An 18,581-nucleotide genomic window follows, 5' to 3' on the forward strand; every position below is an offset into this window, starting at 1 on the left:
TCGGCTGGGCAGTATGGAGCTTTGTTGGGCTTGTTGAACCGGCAATGGAGCAGGAAAGTAACTTATGAACTTTATCCAGTAACTATTTCTGGATCGAGAAGTTAGGGTTCCATGTGAGCTGAAACCAGCCACTGGTGTTGTGCTGTGAACCCGCCATATACGATGGGATAAGAAACCGTTCGTGTTGCAGGAAAAGCTGAGCTGTCCAATGGCGATTGATAGCTAAGGAACCATTAATAAAACCATCTGTAATGGTTCCTCCTGCTGGCAGAAAGCCATTTGCAATTTTGTTCTGACGATATCCTGCCTCAACTCGGGTTCTGGAAGAGAACCAATAACCGCTGCGAGCCTCAATAGCGCGACCATCTCGTCCCACCGCATTTCCCAGTAGAAAGCCTTTGTTAGTATTGCTATCGAGATACTGGTTATTCATAAAGAAATGCTGCCCTCCAAAGTCACGAACGAGCCCTTGAGAGCTAGCTGCTTCGACGCGTAAATCCACGTGTGGAAGCCATGGAAGCCTCGCAAAATAAATTCCAGGATTCCAAGCGGCACGCCGGGGTGCGGAGATGGGGTTGGGATCGTCGTCAGAGTAAGCATCGGCGTACAGAGTGACGATTTTGCCTAGAAATGGCGGTTTGTATCGGAAGTCAAAGTTGCTCTTGCGGTCACCGGGATCCAGACGGTCTCCATAGGGAGCAGCTCCATTGCCAACATAGCTTCCTGTTGAGTTGAAGCTAAAGATGTTGTCTTTAAAACTGTGGAAGGTAATGGGATGTCCGACCCCCCAGAAAACGGACCAGCGAGTGAAACTCATTTCCAAGTTGTCGCCAAAATTAAACGATACTTTTTGGCCGTTGTACCAGGGCCGTGCAGGATAAGAGTGACCGGAGAGTTTGCCAAGAACAATATCAAATCGATAGGTTCCCCATGATGGGACGAGAGGAAGCGGGTGTGGGCGCGCGGCGACAAAACGCAAGCTGTAAGTTGGTTCTGAGTTATTTGAGAAGGAAAGTGGGCCCATTGTTGTTGGCCCCCAATACAATTGTTGTTTCCCGAAAGAGAGTGCGTTACCGGAAAAGGCGTAGCCTGCATACATCTCAATGGGGCGCTGTCGTTCATAGGCAGCCCTTGCAACTGGAGGCTGAATGTAGGGATCGTCGCTTTGGATGCGATCCAATTGGTTGATCAAAGCTGTTCTTTCCGCAGATTGCTCCGAAACTCCAGGGCTATGTTGGTACTCCTCGCGGGTGTAGAAGAAGAGGCGGCCGTAGTGGGCACGGATTGAGAAACCAGCAATGGCATTTGAGCCGCGACCCTGCGGACGGCCAAAGTCGTTCCACCAGGTCTGGCCGAAGTGAAAGCTATCATTGAGCGCGGGGCCGGCGATCGTTCCATAGCGTGCGTAAACGGATTCAAGTGCGACTTCCTGGTAGGAAGTCGATTCGTTTGCGAGTTCGCGGTCGAGGTCGGTCATCAATCGCTGAGCTTCTGCAACAAGCCTCGGACTTGAGCTGTCGATACGGTCGGAGATCTCCTGGGCTTGGCGTAGCTGTCGGAGGCACTCCTGTCGCGTCCAGGGGCGGATGGCTGCGTTCTGCGTCGGGATTAGGCCGAGAGCGGCGAGTCGCTCGAGCGCGGGGTAGATCCAGCTGTCCATCGGCACGTTGGTGGAGCCGATGGTGTCTGGATCTGCATCGAAGAGCGCTGGAGGCCGGTGCTGGATGGGGTCAGGAGGCAGGCCGAACTGTGGTGGTGGTGGTGGAGTGGGAAGAGAAAGCGGGGTAGAGCCTGGTTGCGGATTGATGTGAGCGACGTAGTTCTTCGGCAGCGGCGGGGAATCGTAGGGATTGAGGTTGTAGTTATGGTGCGCTTTATAGACGTACTGGCCGATCAACCAGCCTGCTACGCTGCCGACGAGAACGTCGGAGGGAAAGTGCTGCTCGGCGAGAACACGGCTGACACTGACAGTGCTTGCCAGACCGTACACCGCGGTTCGCGATAACCAGCCGGGGTATTCAGAGCCGAGAACTGAGGCCATGGACCAGGCCATGACCGCATGGTTCGAAGGGAAGGAGCCGTCGTTCCAGGCGGAGCTGAAGAACTTGCCCTGCGCATTGTTGGTCAGCGGACGATCGCGGCGGAAGGTGAATTTCAGGACTTCGCTAACGGCGAGTGAGTTGGCAAGAGCCTCTCCAGTGAGGAGTGCTGTCTCATGAGCCTGTGGAGCGTGGTTGAAGAGGCTCCATAGATACATGGAAGCGGGCGCGGCGGCTATGCCGACAAGCGCTCCGTTGGAGAGCGTGTCGGCTTTGTTCCGTGAATCGTCGTTCATGTCGATCAGGTGCGTCATGGTGTGGTGATCGCTTCCCATCAACATTCCGGTGGCGGCCCCGAAGGGGGCAAGCCAGATTCCATCGCTGGGTTTGAGGCGTAGCGGGCTGGTCCAGATGGCTTTCTGATCGTTCAGCAGGCGCTTGGGCGTTCCGGCGAGAGTAATGTCTTCGGGCTCGGTGGAGCGGGAGTTCGGATGAATCTCGCTCGGGAGCGGAGGGTTCTGCGGTTGGGGCGCGTCGGGAAGCTCGGAAGAACCGAAGGCGGCGTGAGGTGCGGCGTTCTGAGAGAGGCAGGGTTGAAGGGGGAGTGCAAGGAAAACTGCAGACAACAACGGCGGCCAGAGCTTCTTCAGGGTCACATCCATGGCAGTGATTTGGAGGTTGCTGAAATCACGCGACCCCTGAGAGGAGGCTACCATAGCCGGGCCAGTCGGATGGGTGCCTGAGACGGTTCGCTCTGGGGTACCCCTCCCCCCAGCATTTTGATGCAAAATCTTGGATTCAAATAGTTTAGATTCGGACCTCTGTGAAGCGACACCCGGCATGACCGGGCTCCCCCTCACGCTTTGGAGCTGCTTTAAAGCGATGGCAATTTCCGTTGGTGTTTCTTTCAACCTGTTTTAAGTATAGAGAATGGACAGGGGTGATCCTGCAAATGCAAGTTATTGATTCCTAACGCGTTGACAGATTTGTTGCTTGACAGCGCAAAAGAGGCTCTTTGGAACAGGTGTTCCACAATCACTCAGAATTTATAGATCGAAGAGAGCATGAATCGTAATAAAAAGAAATAAATGCTTGTCAAACGAATCAGAAAGAGTCAATATAGCAAACCATCAACCAGTAATGAGTTGAACATACGCCCTAAAAAGCACATTAGGAGGTCTCCCCCTATGCCTCTCCTCTCTTTTGCGAATGGAAGGTCATTTTCGTTCTACCGCCCTTCGAAGAGCAGTCCACTACTTTTACATTTCGTTTTTCTACTTATTGTTAGCTGTTGTTCCAGTTTGACAGCTCAGACCCTGAACGCAACTTTACGTGGAACGGCTGAGGACAATACCGGTGCCGTTGTGGCTGGAGTAGAGGTCACTCTTCTGGAACCGGCTACCGGGCAGACAGTGCGGCGCGCTACGACGACTGTGAGCGGAGACTTCGAATTCAACGAACTGAAGCCTGGCACTTATGAGTTGCGCGGTACCGCGAAAGGCTTTAGAGCGTTTGTAGCGAAAAACATTGTTCTGGATAGCGGACAGGTTCGGCGTCTGGATATGCAGTTCGCTCTGGGACAAGCTGAGGAGGAGGTGACGGTATCGGCGGGAGCGGCCGTTATCACTACAGAGTCCTCGACGATTGCCGACCTGTTTACGGCGAAACAGCACGAACAGTCGCCACAGGTCACGGTATATCCGAGCACATGGTATCAGCTGACGACGCTGGCAGGTGTGCAGGGCGGCAAGTATCCTCCGGTCGCCAACGGCGAGCAGCAGTCTCAACAGTCCCAGACGTTCGATGGTATTCCGAATGACCTGAATGGAATCCAGAACAACAATGCCAATTTCTATGAACAGGTGGCGGCGACGCTGTTCAATGCACCAGCGGAAAGCGCAGTTCCAGTGCAGTTGAGCTCGGTCACGAAACGTGGAGCCAATGCCTTTCACGGGAAGGCCACGTACAGGATCTACAGTTCGGCGCTGAATGCGCAGGGTTATTTTGATACGCAGAAGACGCCTTATCTGCAGCATGAGTGGGACCTTGAGGCATCGGGCCCGATCTGGAAAGACCACACCTTCTTTTATGGCGGATGGTTTGCGCAGCGCATTCCTCTGGGCACGTCTTACCGAACGAGCGTTCCGACCACGGCATGGCGGAATGGCGTGTTCTCGTCGACGATTATTGATCCCACAACGGGACTGCCGTTTCCGAACAATACGATTCCGGCGAATCGCATCAGTTCGGTTTCAGCAGCGATACAGAACACCTACTACCCCTCTCCGAATGTTGCGACCAATGAACCCGTCAACAACTACTCGTATCAGTTTCCATTCAACAGTGATCTGTATCGCGGAGACTGGCCGATTGTGCGTGTCGACCATAATTTGACGAAGAACAACTCCGTGTTCGTCCGCTGGCAGTTGCGACAGACTCCTTATGTTTTGAGTGCCAACGGCATCCCTGGGATCTTCTGGACGCGAAATCGAAAACACAGCCAGTGGGCTGCCGGCGACACACATATCTTTTCTCCGACGATTGTGAACAACTTCCGGTTCGGATACTCGACAGACAACATCGTGGATGGTGATTCTCAGGGCGGGCAGACTCCGTTTGATGGAAGCAAGGTGCTGACCGCCGTTGGGCTTCAGGGCGCGAATCCAAGCAACCTGACAGGGCAAGGTTTTCCGACGATCAACATTACAGGTCTTACTTCCCTGTCAAACGTATCTGGAGGCACCAAGGGGGATAATCATATCCTTACGCTGAACGATGCCGTCGATTGGCAGCGAGGGAAACATTCATGGAAGTTCGGCGGGAGCTTCATGCACTACCGTAATTTCTACGGAGTGGTTCCGAACTACGGAACGTTTGCCTTCGACGGATCCATTACAGGCAAAGGTCTCAACCCAACTGCCGATAATGCCTATGCAGACTTTCTGCTCGGGTTGCCGCAAAATAGTCAACGCGTTAATCCTCTTGGAAACCGCGAGATGACACTCAATGAGTATGGCATTTACGCGGAAGACTCCTTCAAGGTGACCCGCAAACTGACGCTAAACTACGGTGTGCGTTGGGATCTGTACGGCACACCCTCTGCCGGAGACCACCTGGCCTATAACTGGGACCCGTCAACAGGCAATGTCATTGTTGATTCAAAGGGCATCGGAAAAGTAAGCCCATTGTATCCATCAAACATCACCGTAGTGCCGGGCCAGGTGCAGGCCATTATGGACAAGAGCAACATTGCTCCCCGCATTGGCGCAGCATATTCGATCACCGATCATTCAGTTATTCGCGGAGGTTATGGCATCTATACCTCCCGCTTTGATGACGGCAGCGGCAACTTTAACAACTTCCTACCCATCAATCCGCAACTAGGCTCCACGGGACCGTTTGCGATCAGCGAGAGCTATCAGAACGCAATCACTAACGGGGCTCCGCTACTTTCCTTTCCGAATCCCTATCCTTCGAGCACCGCGAGCTCAAAAGCTCCGGGCCAGAGCGTGAATGGATATGAGCGCGGCATCAGCCATGGACGGATTCATCAGTTCAGCGTGAGTTATGAGCACGAGATTGCGCGAATTGGCCTTCGCGCTTCCTATCTCGGGTCACGCAGCACGGGGTTGAACTACAGCGTGAATGTAGATCTCCCGCGGCCGGGGACGATTCCTTTCAGCTCAACAGGGACAGACCCAAAAGGGAATCCCTGTAATCCACCAAATCAACAACCCATTTGCATCACAAGACCATTTCCACAGTTTACTTCTGCCAAGATGCTCAAGTTTGATGGAGGAGCGCACTATGATGCTTTACAACTGGCAGCTAATCGCAGAACGGGCGATCTGACCTTCAGCGGTAGCTACTCATACACACACAGCACAGTGAACTATCTCGACACGGAGAATCCGTACGATGTGTTGAGCCACTGGACCAATGATGGCGTGACCCGTCGGCACTACTCTTCAGTCAGCATGGTGTGGGCATTGCCGTTCGGAAAAAACAAGCGTTATCTGACCAATAGCGGAGACATGGTGAATCGTGCCGTTGGAGGATGGTCGACCAGTGTAGCAACCTATCTTGCCTCTGGTTTGTGGTTCTCACCTAAATTCGATGGTGTCGATTCATCGAATACGGGAACTGTTGGAGGTCTGCCGGACAAGATAGGCGATCCAACCAGCGTTCCTGGTGGCAAGAATAAAAACAACTGGTTCAATATGGCGGCGTTTGCAGTTCCGCAGCCGGGGCACTTTGGAAATGCGTTGCCGAACAGTCTGGAAGGGCAACGTCTGTACCAGACACACGTTTCTCTCTCGAAGTCGACTGCAATTACAGAGAGAGTGCACTTCAACTTTGTGATGCAGGTATCGAACCTGTTCAATCATCCGCAGTTCCTGAATCCGAGTGGAGATATTTCAACACAAAGTGGAAATCAATTTACGAGTCAGTATGGAACGTTTGATTCTCTGGAGAGTGGGCAGGTACGGCAGATCACCTTTTTGGGAGGGTTCACCTTCTAATCGTTGTTTGCGTCTGAGGCGTCAAGAAAACGCACCCACATCTTCCATGCAGAAGTTCGCTCTGCATGGAAGAATGTTGGTGTGAGGTATAGCAGATGACGTCAGAAGAGCAGGCGCGTTTGAAGCAGCAGGCAGCGGAGCGGGCGTTAGGGCTGGTGGAATCGGGCATGACGGTGGGGCTGGGTTCCGGCTCGACTGCGACGCTGTGGATCAAGCTGCTGGGCGAGAAGGTTCGCAAGGGTGAACTGAAGATCCGCGCAATTGCCAGTTCGGAAGACAGCGAGAAGCTGGGCCGAAGCTACGGGATTCCATTTACAAATTTTGATGAGACGAAGGAACTGGACCTAACAGTGGATGGGGCCGACGAAGTTGCGCCGGGACTGGCACTGATCAAAGGCGGCGGAGGCAAGCTGCTGCGGGAGAAGATTGTGGCCAGCGCGTCGAAGCGATTCGTGGTGGTGGCGGATGGATCAAAGCAGGTGGAGAAGCTGGGGAAATTTCCGTTGCCGGTCGAAGTGATTCCGATGGCTGAGCCGTTGGTGAATGAGGCGTTGCGGAAGCTTGGGTTTACGCCGAAGGTGCGGGTGAATCCGGATGGGTCGCAGTACATCACAGATGAAGGGAATCTGATTCTGGATTGTTCCGGCGTGCTGATGGACGATCCTACTGTGATCGGTGCCAAGCTGGATTCGATTGTGGGCGTCGTAGAACACGGGCTCTTTCTGGGGATGGCGAATTTGGCGCTGATCGCAGAAGAGGGTGGGGTTGTGGAGCGGACGCGCTAGAGCTTGTATCGATCTGTAGTGTCATCCTGCTCAGGGCAGGCTCTCCCGCGGCCCTTTCGGGCCGCTTCGCTCAGGATGACACTCAGAGAAAATCTAGTGATTATTTGGGTTGAGTTGCTTTGGGCTGGGTCGCAGGCGCGGGCTGGCTGGATTGCGGTGCAGGCGCCGGGGTAGAGGAGAGCTCCTGCATCTTATGCGCGAAATCTTCGTTGGCCTTCTGGATCTGCGGCTGTACAGTGGTCATCTGCTCATTGACCAACTGCATGGTCTTGGTCATCAGCTGTGGCGACTTGGAGATGAACGCCTGGCCGGAGGGTGAGCGGTAGAAGTTGAGGATGCCATCGAGCTCGCTGTCTGTATAGGTCTCCGTGTAGATGGTGGTGACCTGCGATTTGACTTTATCCCAGGAGACAGCGTCCTGGGTGATCTTCTGGATCTGTGCGATGTAGTCGTCGACAGCCTTCTGCTGATCGGGAGTGTAGGGGTGTCGCGCATTCTGCTGAGCTGCGGCCTGCTTCATCCGGGCGGTCATCTGCGTGCTCATCTGCGTCATGAGCTGATCGAGCTTGGTGATGCGGATGAGCTCCTCAACCTTGGCGTTCTTGGCAGAGTCATTGCCTGATGCGGTGGAGGAAGCGGTTTGCGCGCCCGAAAAGAGAGGAAGCGAGACCAGGAGTAAGAAGAGGGAGAGACGTTTCATTTGGAGACCTCGTTGGATGAGTCGAGCGGTTTGCGCGCGAAGTAATAAAGGGAGTAGGCGAGCGCGGCGAACATGAGAACGCTGACCCAGTCGTGGTGAAGGATGTTGTGATCGCTGAACCGAGGGATGGTGCGGTCGGTTGCGGATTCGTAGAGCTTGGTGGCGACTCCGAGGAGGCCGACGATACCGCCTGCAGCGATGAGTCCGGAGGCGAAGAGAGAGCCGGAGGAGATTTCGGACTCAGCTTCGGGATCGCGCAGGCAGAAGCTTCTGTCCGGCAGGCCGGTGGCGGTGTCGAGATGGGCCGGGTTGGCGGGATTGAAGTCCGGGTGTTGAGCGAGCCAGGCATCGCGGTCGCGATTCCAGAGATCGAGCGAGGCTTGAAGCTCTGCTTCGGCGTTGCGCTCGTGGTGCTTCTGGACGGCGCGGTCGACCATCCAGCGTATGACTCCGCCGACGAAGATGGCGAGCGTAGTACCGATGGAGAGATAGGCTCCGACGGCAAGGGTGAGGGAGCGGATGCCGAGCAGCTCAACCATAATGACCAGCGCGACACCGAGCAGGACGAGCGACCAGGGGAGCTTGCGGCTGAGAATTCCATTGATGACAGTGGCCATCAAACGACCCTGTGGCGCGGCGGCCTTTTCACTGCCAATACCCTGGACCCACTGGATCTCGATCTGGTGAGTTGAAGGGCTATAGAGGTATTTTCCGTCGGCGAGAACGGAGGAGCCTATGGAGTTGAGGAGAATGTAACTGCGTGCGCCGGTTCGTTCAGAGTGATTGGACGAGGAAGTGTCGGTAAGAGTGATATGGTCGCGGGTGAAGTTACCCTGGTTCTGCACGCCGTCGGGAAGGTGGGAGAGGTCGATTGCGATGGGCTGAGACATTGACTGGAAGGATTCCAGTCCCTTGTTCATTGCGTTCAGCGTGGTGCCGATGGAGAACACGGAGATAATGACGCCGATCATGATGGCGATCTGCTGTTTCCAGGGTGTGGCCCCGATGAGGTAGCCGGTTTTGAGGTCCTGCGCGGTATCACCTGCGTTGGAGGCGGCGATGCAAACGATGCCTCCAACTGTGATGGCGAGGGCTCCGAAGGCAGGAGCAGTCCAGCCTTTAACAAGGAAGATCGCGGCGGTGGCCATGAGGGTAGCGATGGTCATTCCGGAGACAGGCGAGGCGCTTGAGCCGACAATCCCTACGATGCGTGCTGAGACTGTGACGAAGAGGAATCCGAAGACAACGACCAGCAAAGAGGCGGCGAGATTGGCGAGGGCTCCGACCTGCGCTCCGGGGACAGGTTTGAATTGAAGGAAGATCCAGAGCAGAAGGACGAGAAGGACGGAGCCTCCGATGACGACCGACCAGGGGAGATCGCGCTCAGTCCTAGCCGGACGGGCGGAAGCTTCGCGTGGCTGTCCGGAAGAATCCGTATCGGATTTTCTCCCAATGGAGCGGAAGCCCTCGGCGAGGGCGGCGAGGATGGTGGGGGCGGTGCGGAGCAGAGTGATGAGTCCGCTGCAGGCGACGGCACCGGCGCCCATAGGGCGGACATAGGTGATCCAGAGTTCGGAGGGACTCATGTCGCGGATGAGCATGGTGCCGGGGTAGAGCGGCGTGGAGAGATGCGATCCGAAGAAGTAGATGGCCGGCATGAGGACGAGCCAGGAGAAGACTCCGCCGGCGAGCATGACGGCGGCAACGCGCGCGCCGATGATATAGCCGACGCCGAGATATTCGCTGGTGACGTCGGCTCGGATGGCTCCGCCTTTGAGGAGATGTTGTTCTCCGAGATCGGGAGAGTAGTTGGGGGTGGAGGGGAAGAGCCCGAAGAGGTTGTCGTTCTGGAAGAGGGTGTAGAGGCTGCCGAGCCCGAGTCCGAGGAAGACGCGGGAGGCGAAGGAGCCGCCGCGCTCTCCTGCCATGAGGACGTCGGCGCAGGCCGTGCCTTCGGGATAGGTGAGAGAGCCGTGCTCTTCGACGATGAGTTGTCGACGGAGCGGAATCATGAAGAGGACGCCGAGCCAGCCTCCGAAGAGTGCGAGGGCGAAGATGCGCGAGGATTCGAGATCGAAACCGAGGAAGATGAGCGCCGGGAGGGTGAAGATGACTCCCGAGGCGATGGACTGGCCGGCGTTGCCGGTCGTCTGGACGATGTTGTTTTCGAGGATGGAAACATCGCGCAGGCGAAAAGCCTTCGCTAATGCGCGGAGGATGGAGATAGAGAGGACGGAGATTGGAATGCTGGCCGCAACGGTCAATCCAGCCTTGAGTCCGACGTAGACGGTGACGGCTCCGAAGATGATTCCGAAGAAGGCTCCTAGCAAAAGGGCACGGACGGTGAACTCAGGGCGTGACTCCGTGGCCGGGACGAAGGGACTGAAGGTGGGGCGGGTAGTGGTGGTGGCCATCGCTCAGTTAATTCTTTCTTTGCACATCAAGTGTTGGGATAACCCAGACGGGAGTGTAACAGCGGTAGAGGTGGTTTGCGACGACTGGATTGTACTTGTCGTGATCCCACCCTCCCCCTCCTCGATATTCGTGCAAAGTATTCAAAATATTATGGTTAGGTCCGTACTTCTTATTTGCTCCCTGTATAAAGTATTGAAAATACAGTGATTGCATTGGGGCCTATCTGCAAAGTATTCGATCTCCATCGGTTAGATGGTTGGATGGCACGAAAGAGAAAGCCCGGGATTGGCCCGGGCTTTCTCTTTCAGCTCTATTTCTATTGTAGCGATTCAGAGGGTATGAATCCGCAATCCGCAGTGAATGGGTTAGTGGCTTGGTTTGTTGGAGTTGGCGGTATTTATGGCTTGGAGAGGGCTTGACAGCTGTTGGTGATGAAGTGAAATACAGGGATTCTTCGTCGCTCCGCTCCTCAGAATGACGAGGTGGGGGTGGTTAGGCTTTGCTCGACAGAAATCTGAGAATGACCTCAGCGGCTGAAGCCGCTTTTCCAGTTGATCGCATACGGCATGGCTAAAGCCATGCCCTTAACAAGACGTTCGAGCTTCGCTCGAATGATCCCACAGTCTGGCGATCAAGCCGCCAGATATGGGGCACCCGCTTGACATCTCAATTTCGGCTCGACGAGGTAAGAGCGAAATGCAGGCCCCTTCCAGGGCAGGCCCTTCGACTCGCCTGCGACTCCGCTCAGGGATGACAGTTGTTCAGGTGATGTTTATTGAAGGATATGGATGGTGTGGAGCCAGGTTTCCACCAGAGTGGGCCATGTGGTTGCGGGGTATTTCGTTCTTCGGAGACCGAAGGCGTGGCCTCCTTCTGCATAGGAGTGGAACTCCACGGGGACGTTCGCCTTCAAGAGCGCGGCGTAGTAGCTTACGGCGTCCCAGATGCTGTCGATGTTATCGTTCTCGTTTTGCAGCAGGAACGTCGGCGGAGTCTGGGCGGTGATGTGGTTCGCAATGTCGGGATTCAGCTCGATGGTTCCTTTCTTAGCGTGAAGATGGCCGGGATATAAGGCCACGGCGAAGTCGGGGCGGCAGCTTACTTTGTCGACAGCATCGACCTCTTTATAGATCCGCTTATCGAAGTGAACGCTGGTTGCCGTGACGAGATGGCCGCCTGCAGAGAACCCCAGGACTCCGATTTTGTGGGGATCAATGTTCCACTCGGAGGCGCGCGAACGGACGAGACTGATGGTTCGTTGCGCGTCTTCCAGAGCAATGGAGGATTGACGCCAGGTTTTCCATTCCGGAACAGATGTAGGCGCAGGTACACGGTACTTCAGGAGGACGCAGGTGATTCCCTTTGTAGTCAGCCAGTCGCAGACTTCGGAGCCCTCAAGATCGATGGCGAGGATTTCGTATCCTCCGCCGGGAAAAACGATGATGGCTGCTCCAGTGTTTTTGCCTTTGGGGGAGTACACGGTCATGGTGGGGAGTGCGACGTGCTCGACCGAGGTCCACGGTTTGCCTGCGACGAATGATTCGGGGCCAGTGATTTTCATGGTTTCTGGTGTGGTGGCAGGCTGAGCATCGGGAATTGATCCGGACCAGATGGGGATTTGTGTATGACCAGGGGAGGGCTGCCACACATTTTGCGCATGGAGCACTCCTGATGCGAAGAGGACGCAAGCGACGAGCAGATTCTTCCTCATGAAGACCGCCTATTCAGTTGGGATATACGGAGCCAGAACGGAGTGGTCGTCTGGTAAGGCACAGTCTAGTGGCGATCTTCGCGGTGGATTTCTGTGGATTCCGGATGAACCTAAGAGGTAACGAGTAAGCTCTCGTTCGCGGGAGAGTATTCCCTGATTCCGAGAGCTCTTGATGAGCTCCGGCATATCGACGTGAATTCCTGTTGTCTTAATAGTCGTAATCCGATATAGTCGAAAACCGACATAAGATCGTCGGAGAGCAAACGTGATGCTTGAGCTCAAAAGTCTTTACAAATACTTCCGAGGGATTCCGGCGATCGAAGATGTCTCCTTCAGCGTGGCGGCTGGTGAGATCGTTGGATTTCTGGGCCCAAACGGAGCTGGCAAATCAACCACCGTTAAGATCGTCACCGGAATGTTGCGACCGGATGCCGGACACGTCTTTTATGAAGGTCACGATATCCGCAATGACATGGTGGCCTTCCGTCGCGTAATCGGCTATGTGCCAGAGGAGGCCCATCTCTACGGCTACATGTCGGGGCTCGAATATCTGCAATTTGTTGGCAGGCTCCGTGGCTTCACGGAAGCGTTGATCGAAGCCAAGGCCACAAGCCTGCTCAAGCTTCTCCATCTCGAATCGTCACAACATTCACCGATTTCCAGCTACTCCAAAGGGATGCGTCAACGAGTACTGATTGCTGCTGCTCTTCTGCACGATCCGCAGTTACTGATTTTTGACGAGCCTCTTTCCGGACTCGATGTGATTTCCGCACGTCTTCTCAAAGACCTGATGGAGCTTCTTGCGGCACAAGGGAAAGCCGTTCTGTATATCTCGCACGTGCTGGAAGTGGTGGAACAGGTTTGCCAACGAGTTGTGGTGATTGGAAGAGGCAAGATTCTGGCCGATGCACCGCCTTCCGAGTTGACGCGACTGATGAGTCTCCCCAATCTCGAAAGCGTTTTTACGCAGTTGGTTCGGCAGCAAGATACTACAGCCGTTGCTCGGCGGATCGTCGAGGTTATGCGCAATGGCCATGCGTAAATTCATCCAGCGTCTGTTGATGTCGGAGCGAGAGGTTCTCCCTTTACAAGCACAGGCTAGCCTCGGACCGATGCGCGAGCCGGAGCGGAGCCAGTTTGCGCATCTGCTCCGTCACTTCCTTGAGCGATTTTTCAATCCCGAAACTGCGTCTCCGGATGGAGATGCCAAAGCTCGCCTCGTTCAGGTTGCAGCGGCGGTGGGGCTTCCGGGATTTGTGGTTGCGATTTACTTGTGGCCGGTCTACCACCAATTCATCCCTTCTCTCCAAAACCATCGGGTTCCGGGTCCGCCGTCCTATTGGCTTCAGGTGAATCACCACTTCTTCTTTGTGGTCTATTCCTTCGTGGTCATGGGCATCATAACGGTCTTCGAATGGGACCTCTTTTTCCCTGATCTGCTGGACATCCTGGTTCTTAAAACTCTGCCGGTAACGGACCGCAGAACGTTTCTGGCTCGCGTGACTGCGATTGTGATTCTTCTTGGCGGCTTCTTGTTCGATGCCAATGTATTTGCGACGCTCGTATTGCCATCGGCGATCGATCCCCCTAACTGGCTGCGCTTTATGGCAGGTCATATTTTGGCGTGTGGCGGAAGTGGATTGTTTGCCGCCGGTTCAATCCTGGCTGTGGAGTGCGTTATGCTCTCCGTTCTGGGAGAGCGATATTTCCGTCGCGTCTCATTGTTCCTGCAGTGCTTCCTGATTTCAGCACTGCTCGTAATTTTGTTATTGTTTCCGGTGTTCTCGGGTGTTGTACCCCATCTATTGCAATCGGGCAGTTGGTACGTCCGCTGCATTCCTCCGCTTTGGTTCCTCGGCATTTATCAGCGTCTGATGGAAGGACCGGCCGCGCTGCCGATCTACGGTCAGCTTGCACGAATCGGTTCTTTCGCTACGCTCGTTGTATTCGCGATTGCGGTTGCAACCTATCCGCTTGCCTATCTTCGGAAGACACGCCAGCTTGTTGAAGGCTCCGCTTCGCATCGGGGACGGAAAGGGGCTTTTGGGGCTATAGCACGCATCCTCCATGCCACGATTGTTCGTAACCCTGAACAGCGCGCTATTTTTCATTACATTACGCAAACCATATTTCGTGTTCCACGTTACCGTATCTATCTTGTTCTTTATGGGGGAGTGGGCTTATCTATTGTCGTTGCCAGTGTTCTGCGCTTTTCGATTGCAAATGAGCAGATTCACATGGTGGTTTCTACTGACGGTTTGCGTGCTTCGGTCGGCATCGTAGCCTTCTGGGCAATTACGGGTCTACATCTGGCCTTCCTTTCGCCAGGCAACCATCAGGGGAGTTGGATCTTCCATCATGTACATGGAAGGCCGCCGGAAATTGGCGCAGCACTGGAACAACTAAGCGCTGCCAAAATCTGGGCGTTTCTCTTTGTGGCCCTCCTGACTGGCAGCGCGCTCCTCATGACTTATGGCATCGCTCCACAAAATTTTCAAACGTGGCGTGTGGTTACTGCTCAAGTCCTTGTTGCTATCGGTTTCTGTCTGTTGTTGACAGATCTCTTTTTTCTCCATGTCACGACAATTGCCTTTACAGGTGAACCAACCGCTGAATCACCAAGTTTGGCGATGACGGTTGCAAAGTATTTCACTTTCTTTCCGATCGTTGTATGGCTTTCGGTTTCGTTGGGGCCGTGGATCGAGAATCGTGGCTGGCACTATATTGCGATTTTGGCTGGCCTTTTCGTGGCGCACCGGCTGATCGAGCTGCGCCACTATGAAGTCGTTCGTTACCATTGCCAGTATTTTGACCCGAACAATCGCGAGAATCTGTTTCTCCTGCAACTTGACCTACGTGAGTATGGGGTTGGTTCAAGGCTCGGAAAAATCCAGCAATAGAAGATGGCCCCAGGCCATCAGTGACAATCTGAACCGATGTTTTCCGGATACATCTTAGAAGTCATAAGAGATCAATCTTCACAGGGGCGATCACCGCAGGTAACTTCCAGAAGAGGATTTGAGGTTAGGTTTTGATTGACTTTCAAAGGAGCGAAGATCACAAAGCTCGCGGCGGCCAGAATCCAAACACCAATTCCTCCATACAACATGACAAGCCCAAAACCATGCACGAGCGCAGTATGAACAATCGATCCAGATGGATCGAAGGAAGACAGTTCTGGAAAACCTTGTTTGAGGGAAGCAAAGTTTCCAGCCGCGATCTTTTCTGCGAGCGAACGTAATCGTGAGGAGTCCAGAGATTGAGGAAGTGTGCTCTTCAGATAAGACAACACGCCTTCGACCAGGATGAATCCCATCAAAGCAATGTTGATGGCCAGAGTGATCAAACGTGCGCTCATGTCGATCCCCGATGCCATTCCCGCGCGAGTGCTGGGAACCGAGCCCGTGGTTGTATTTGTTACGGGGGTATTGGTCATGCCGAGTCCGATGCCAGCCAGCAAACAGCCAGGGAGCATGGTAAGTCGGCTTGGGTGAGGCAAGTTGCTACCAAACTTCATCAAGATGAAGCCCAGTCCAATGGTGAACATGCCTGCGGGAATTACGACTCCGGGTCGATATTTATGTGCAAGCCGCTCCGCTACCGGGGGAACAATCAGTGTGGGCAATGTGTAGGCCAGTAGCGACAATCCAGCAGCAACGCTGCCATAACCCAGAGCGCTTTGGAAAAAGATCGGCAGATAGATCATGAATGGCCAGAAGCTAAAGTTCATACCCATTGAGCCAAGAAGAGCGCCGGAAAAATTGCGAATCCTGAAGACAGAGAAATCAAACATAGGGTGAGGATTTCTCTTTTCGACGAAGAGAAAGACGAGGAAACTAACAGCAGAAGCAACGATGATGCCGATCGCGGCGGGACTGTTGAAGCCGAGATCGGGACCCTGCGTAATGAAGTACGCCAATCCAAAGACTGCCAGCGAAAGCGTGACGATGCCCGCTGTGTCCAGTTTTTCTGCATGCGGATCGCGCGATTCCTGAACGCCACTGAAAACAAGAATCAAGGTGATGGCCGAAAGAACGACGTGGACCAGGAAGACCCATTGCCAGTTGGATACGGCGATAATCATGCCGCCGATGATAGGTCCGAACCCGAGCCCAATCCCGAAAATGATGCCCCATGCACCGAAGGCTTTGACCCGCTCCTTACCTTCCTGAAATTGGTGAGAGAGCACGGCCACCTGGCAGATCAACATGGTTCCGCCACCCATTCCCTGGAGGAACCGACTCATGATCAGCATAGAAGCACTCTGGGCCAAGCCGCAGAGTAGAGATGTGATGCCGAACGCGGCGATACCGATGATGAAGATGCGCCGCCGTCCAAACCGGTCAGCCAGCGTTCCTGTTGCCATCAGAACGGTCGTGCAGGCAATGGTGTAGGCATTCATAATCCATTGCATGCCTTTGAAATCGCTGTGCAGGACTGTTTCAAGAGTTGGCAGGATCACGGGAACACTGGAGATTTCCAGACCGAACATCAGCGATGCCAAGCAAACAGCAGCCAGAGCGACGGTATTCTTGCGAGCAGGGGACAGCGTCATTCGCTCATCTTAGGCAGCTTTTCTCTATGACGGAAATGATCTTAATTTGTGTCATTTATGAGCAACGATCATCTATTAAATGGTTATGGATTTTGATTAGGGATGGCTATGGATTTTGATCCGGGACTCTTGCGCGCCTTTGTTGCAGTTAAAGAAGTTGGCGGATTCACACGAGCAGGTCAGCGGTTGAATCTCACGCAATCTGCCATCAGCCATCAAATTCGACGCCTGGAAGAACAGGTAGGCCGACAGTTGCTGCATCGCACGACGCGGCACCTCACATTAACCGAGGATGGCGAGGAATTTCTTCGTCATGCTGTGCAGATACTATCTTCGCTGGATGCATTGGCGCAGCGCTTTCAGCCTTCGCCCGTTACGGGTGTTGTGCGCTTCGGTGTGCCGGAGAGTTTTATGGGCGATCGGCTGCCGCCGCTGCTGTGCCAGTTTGCTCGCGCATTTCCTTCTGTTCGTCTCGACGTCAGTGTTACGACTTATCTCGATCTGCGCACCATGATCGAAGCCGATGAGCTGGACCTTGCAGTGGTGCTAGCCACGACAGACAAAAAGAACGAGTTGGTATTGCGTCGAACGCAGTTTGTATGGGTGGCCGCGGAAACCTTTGAAACCTCATCTGGCTCACTTCCTCTCGCGCTCGCTCCTGCACAATGCGTAAACCGGCAGGTTGGTCTTCGGGCTTTAGCAGAGACGTCTGTTGAATGGCATGTCGTCTTCACTTCGCCCAGTCAACAAGGTCTACGCGCGGCAGTGCTCGCAGGACTTGGTGTTACGGTACTGACACGCGAGGATGTTGAGCCGGGCATGAAGATTGTCGATGGCCAATATGGTTTGCCACCTCTGCCAAAGGTCAATTTTGCTCTGGTCTGGGGCCAGAGCGGACAGACATTGGCCGCCCGAGAGTTCGCCCAAATGATTCTGAATATGCCGCCAACACCTCGCTTGCCGACTCTCAAGAGTCGCATTGAGAACGGAAAAGGAACTACAGCAAAAGCGACGAACCAGATCAACCGTGGTTCAGTCCAATAGCAATCATCGCTTGCGGGAGCAGATATCTGCTCCCGCGCGTTTTTATACGATTTCCTTCCGGCGGCGCCAGAGAGCAGCCATGCCCGACAGGCCCGTTCCAAACAGAAAGAGCGTACCTGGTTCGGGTACAGGCGATGCAGTGACATCCACGGCATAAGCCAGCCCATCTATATTGTTCGGGCTGAAAGGAACACTGTTAAAAGAGTCGTTGAGCTGGTAGCCGCCCAATTGACCATCACTCCACAAGTCGACGGTGTACCCTCCTGCCACGTTGAAGGCCATTCCGTAGACGTCAAAGTAACCGCCATAAAACGCCAGTGCGTCAGTACACACGGCTGGCGAGTCCGCATCCGGCCAGAAAAGGTTGTCGTAGGAAAATCCGGCGCTGGTGAAGGCAGGAGCACCGAAGGTGTTTGGCGCCGCAGGAGGGGAGAGGTTGAATGTAGGCGGGGGAGCAAAATTTAATCCTGTGATCGCCCCCGAAATGTTGTTCGCCGCATCGGAGAATGTCCCTGTGATTCCCGTTACCGTCGATGCGCCGAGAGGACCGGTGTTGGAGACCGTGATGAGTCCCGAGGCATCGATGCCGGTTGTATTGTTTATCGAAAAGTAATAGACGGTATCCGCTCTAGCGCCCTGTGTCAGCCCCAGGGTGGTGATCAGCGCAATCGCCGTGAGCAAAATTGTGCGATATGGCTTGGCAAGAAAGACATGGTTTTTCATAAGTTGAGACCTTTCAGGGACCTCTTTTGAGGTCGGAGACTTTACTGCGGGTGCAGCCTAGCACTCAGGGGTTGCGAGTTTCCCGC

Annotated in this window: 11 protein-coding genes; 5 read left to right on the forward strand and 6 right to left on the reverse strand. The window is 54.4% G+C overall.

Annotation, left to right across the window (positions count from 1 at the left end; translation table 11 throughout):
• Positions 1-82 precede the first annotated feature (82 nt).
• Positions 83-2,755, reverse strand: coding sequence for a capsule assembly Wzi family protein (locus H7846_RS02315; RefSeq protein WP_186694946.1), 2,673 nt, complete (start codon positions 2,753-2,755; stop codon positions 83-85).
• A gap of 585 nt (positions 2,756-3,340) precedes the next feature.
• On the opposite strand from H7846_RS02315, the gene H7846_RS02320 reads away from it, so the two are divergent.
• Positions 3,341-6,562 carry a TonB-dependent receptor gene (locus H7846_RS02320; protein ID WP_186694947.1) on the forward strand — a complete coding sequence of 1,074 codons (3,222 nt, stop codon included), beginning with the start codon at positions 3,341-3,343 and terminating at the stop codon, positions 6,560-6,562.
• A gap of 95 nt (positions 6,563-6,657) precedes the next feature.
• Positions 6,658-7,347, forward strand: a complete 690-nt coding sequence (gene rpiA / locus H7846_RS02325; protein ID WP_186694948.1) for a ribose-5-phosphate isomerase RpiA — start codon at positions 6,658-6,660, stop codon at positions 7,345-7,347.
• A gap of 100 nt (positions 7,348-7,447) precedes the next feature.
• Here the strand turns inward: rpiA and H7846_RS02330 are convergent, their stop codons facing one another.
• The 3 genes from H7846_RS02330 to H7846_RS02340 all read right to left on the reverse strand — a co-directional run bounded on the left by H7846_RS02330 (position 7,448) and on the right by H7846_RS02340 (position 12,173).
• Positions 7,448-8,047, reverse strand: coding sequence for a DUF2059 domain-containing protein (locus H7846_RS02330; protein ID WP_186694949.1), 600 nt, complete (start codon positions 8,045-8,047; stop codon positions 7,448-7,450).
• Positions 8,044-10,461 carry an OPT family oligopeptide transporter gene (locus H7846_RS02335; RefSeq protein WP_186694950.1) on the reverse strand — a complete coding sequence of 806 codons (2,418 nt, stop codon included), beginning with the start codon at positions 10,459-10,461 and terminating at the stop codon, positions 8,044-8,046. The genes H7846_RS02330 and H7846_RS02335 overlap by 4 nt, the downstream gene beginning before the upstream one ends.
• 773 nt (positions 10,462-11,234) lie before the next feature.
• Entirely contained in the window at positions 11,235-12,173 is a 939-nt protein-coding gene (locus H7846_RS02340; RefSeq protein ID WP_186694951.1) for an alpha/beta hydrolase, read from the reverse strand.
• Between the two features lie 268 nt (positions 12,174-12,441).
• Between H7846_RS02340 and H7846_RS02345 the strand changes: the two genes are divergently transcribed.
• Both H7846_RS02345 and H7846_RS02350 read left to right on the forward strand, forming a co-directional pair.
• Positions 12,442-13,215 carry an ABC transporter ATP-binding protein gene (locus H7846_RS02345; RefSeq protein WP_186694952.1) on the forward strand — a complete coding sequence of 258 codons (774 nt, stop codon included), beginning with the start codon at positions 12,442-12,444 and terminating at the stop codon, positions 13,213-13,215.
• Entirely contained in the window at positions 13,202-15,073 is a 1,872-nt protein-coding gene (locus H7846_RS02350) for a hypothetical protein (protein ID WP_186694953.1), read from the forward strand. The genes H7846_RS02345 and H7846_RS02350 overlap by 14 nt, the downstream gene beginning before the upstream one ends.
• Before the next feature lie 71 nt (positions 15,074-15,144).
• Here the strand turns inward: H7846_RS02350 and H7846_RS02355 are convergent, their stop codons facing one another.
• Complete coding sequence (locus tag H7846_RS02355; RefSeq protein WP_186694954.1) at positions 15,145-16,728, reverse strand: MFS transporter; 1,584 nt, start codon at positions 16,726-16,728, stop codon at positions 15,145-15,147.
• 108 nt (positions 16,729-16,836) lie between these two features.
• On the opposite strand from H7846_RS02355, the gene H7846_RS02360 reads away from it, so the two are divergent.
• Positions 16,837-17,772 (forward strand): LysR family transcriptional regulator, encoded by a 936-nt coding sequence (locus H7846_RS02360; RefSeq protein ID WP_186696134.1) that lies wholly within the window; start codon positions 16,837-16,839, stop codon positions 17,770-17,772.
• Positions 17,773-17,814: 42 nt separating this feature from the next.
• Here H7846_RS02360 and H7846_RS02365 read toward each other — a convergent pair whose 3' ends face one another.
• Positions 17,815-18,495: a PEP-CTERM sorting domain-containing protein gene (locus tag H7846_RS02365; RefSeq protein WP_186694955.1), complete on the reverse strand. Its 681-nt coding sequence runs from the start codon at positions 18,493-18,495 to the stop codon at positions 17,815-17,817.
• Positions 18,496-18,581: the final 86 nt, after the last annotated feature.

This window comes from Edaphobacter sp. 4G125 (assembly GCF_014274685.1).
Classification (GTDB): domain Bacteria; phylum Acidobacteriota; class Terriglobia; order Terriglobales; family Acidobacteriaceae; genus Edaphobacter.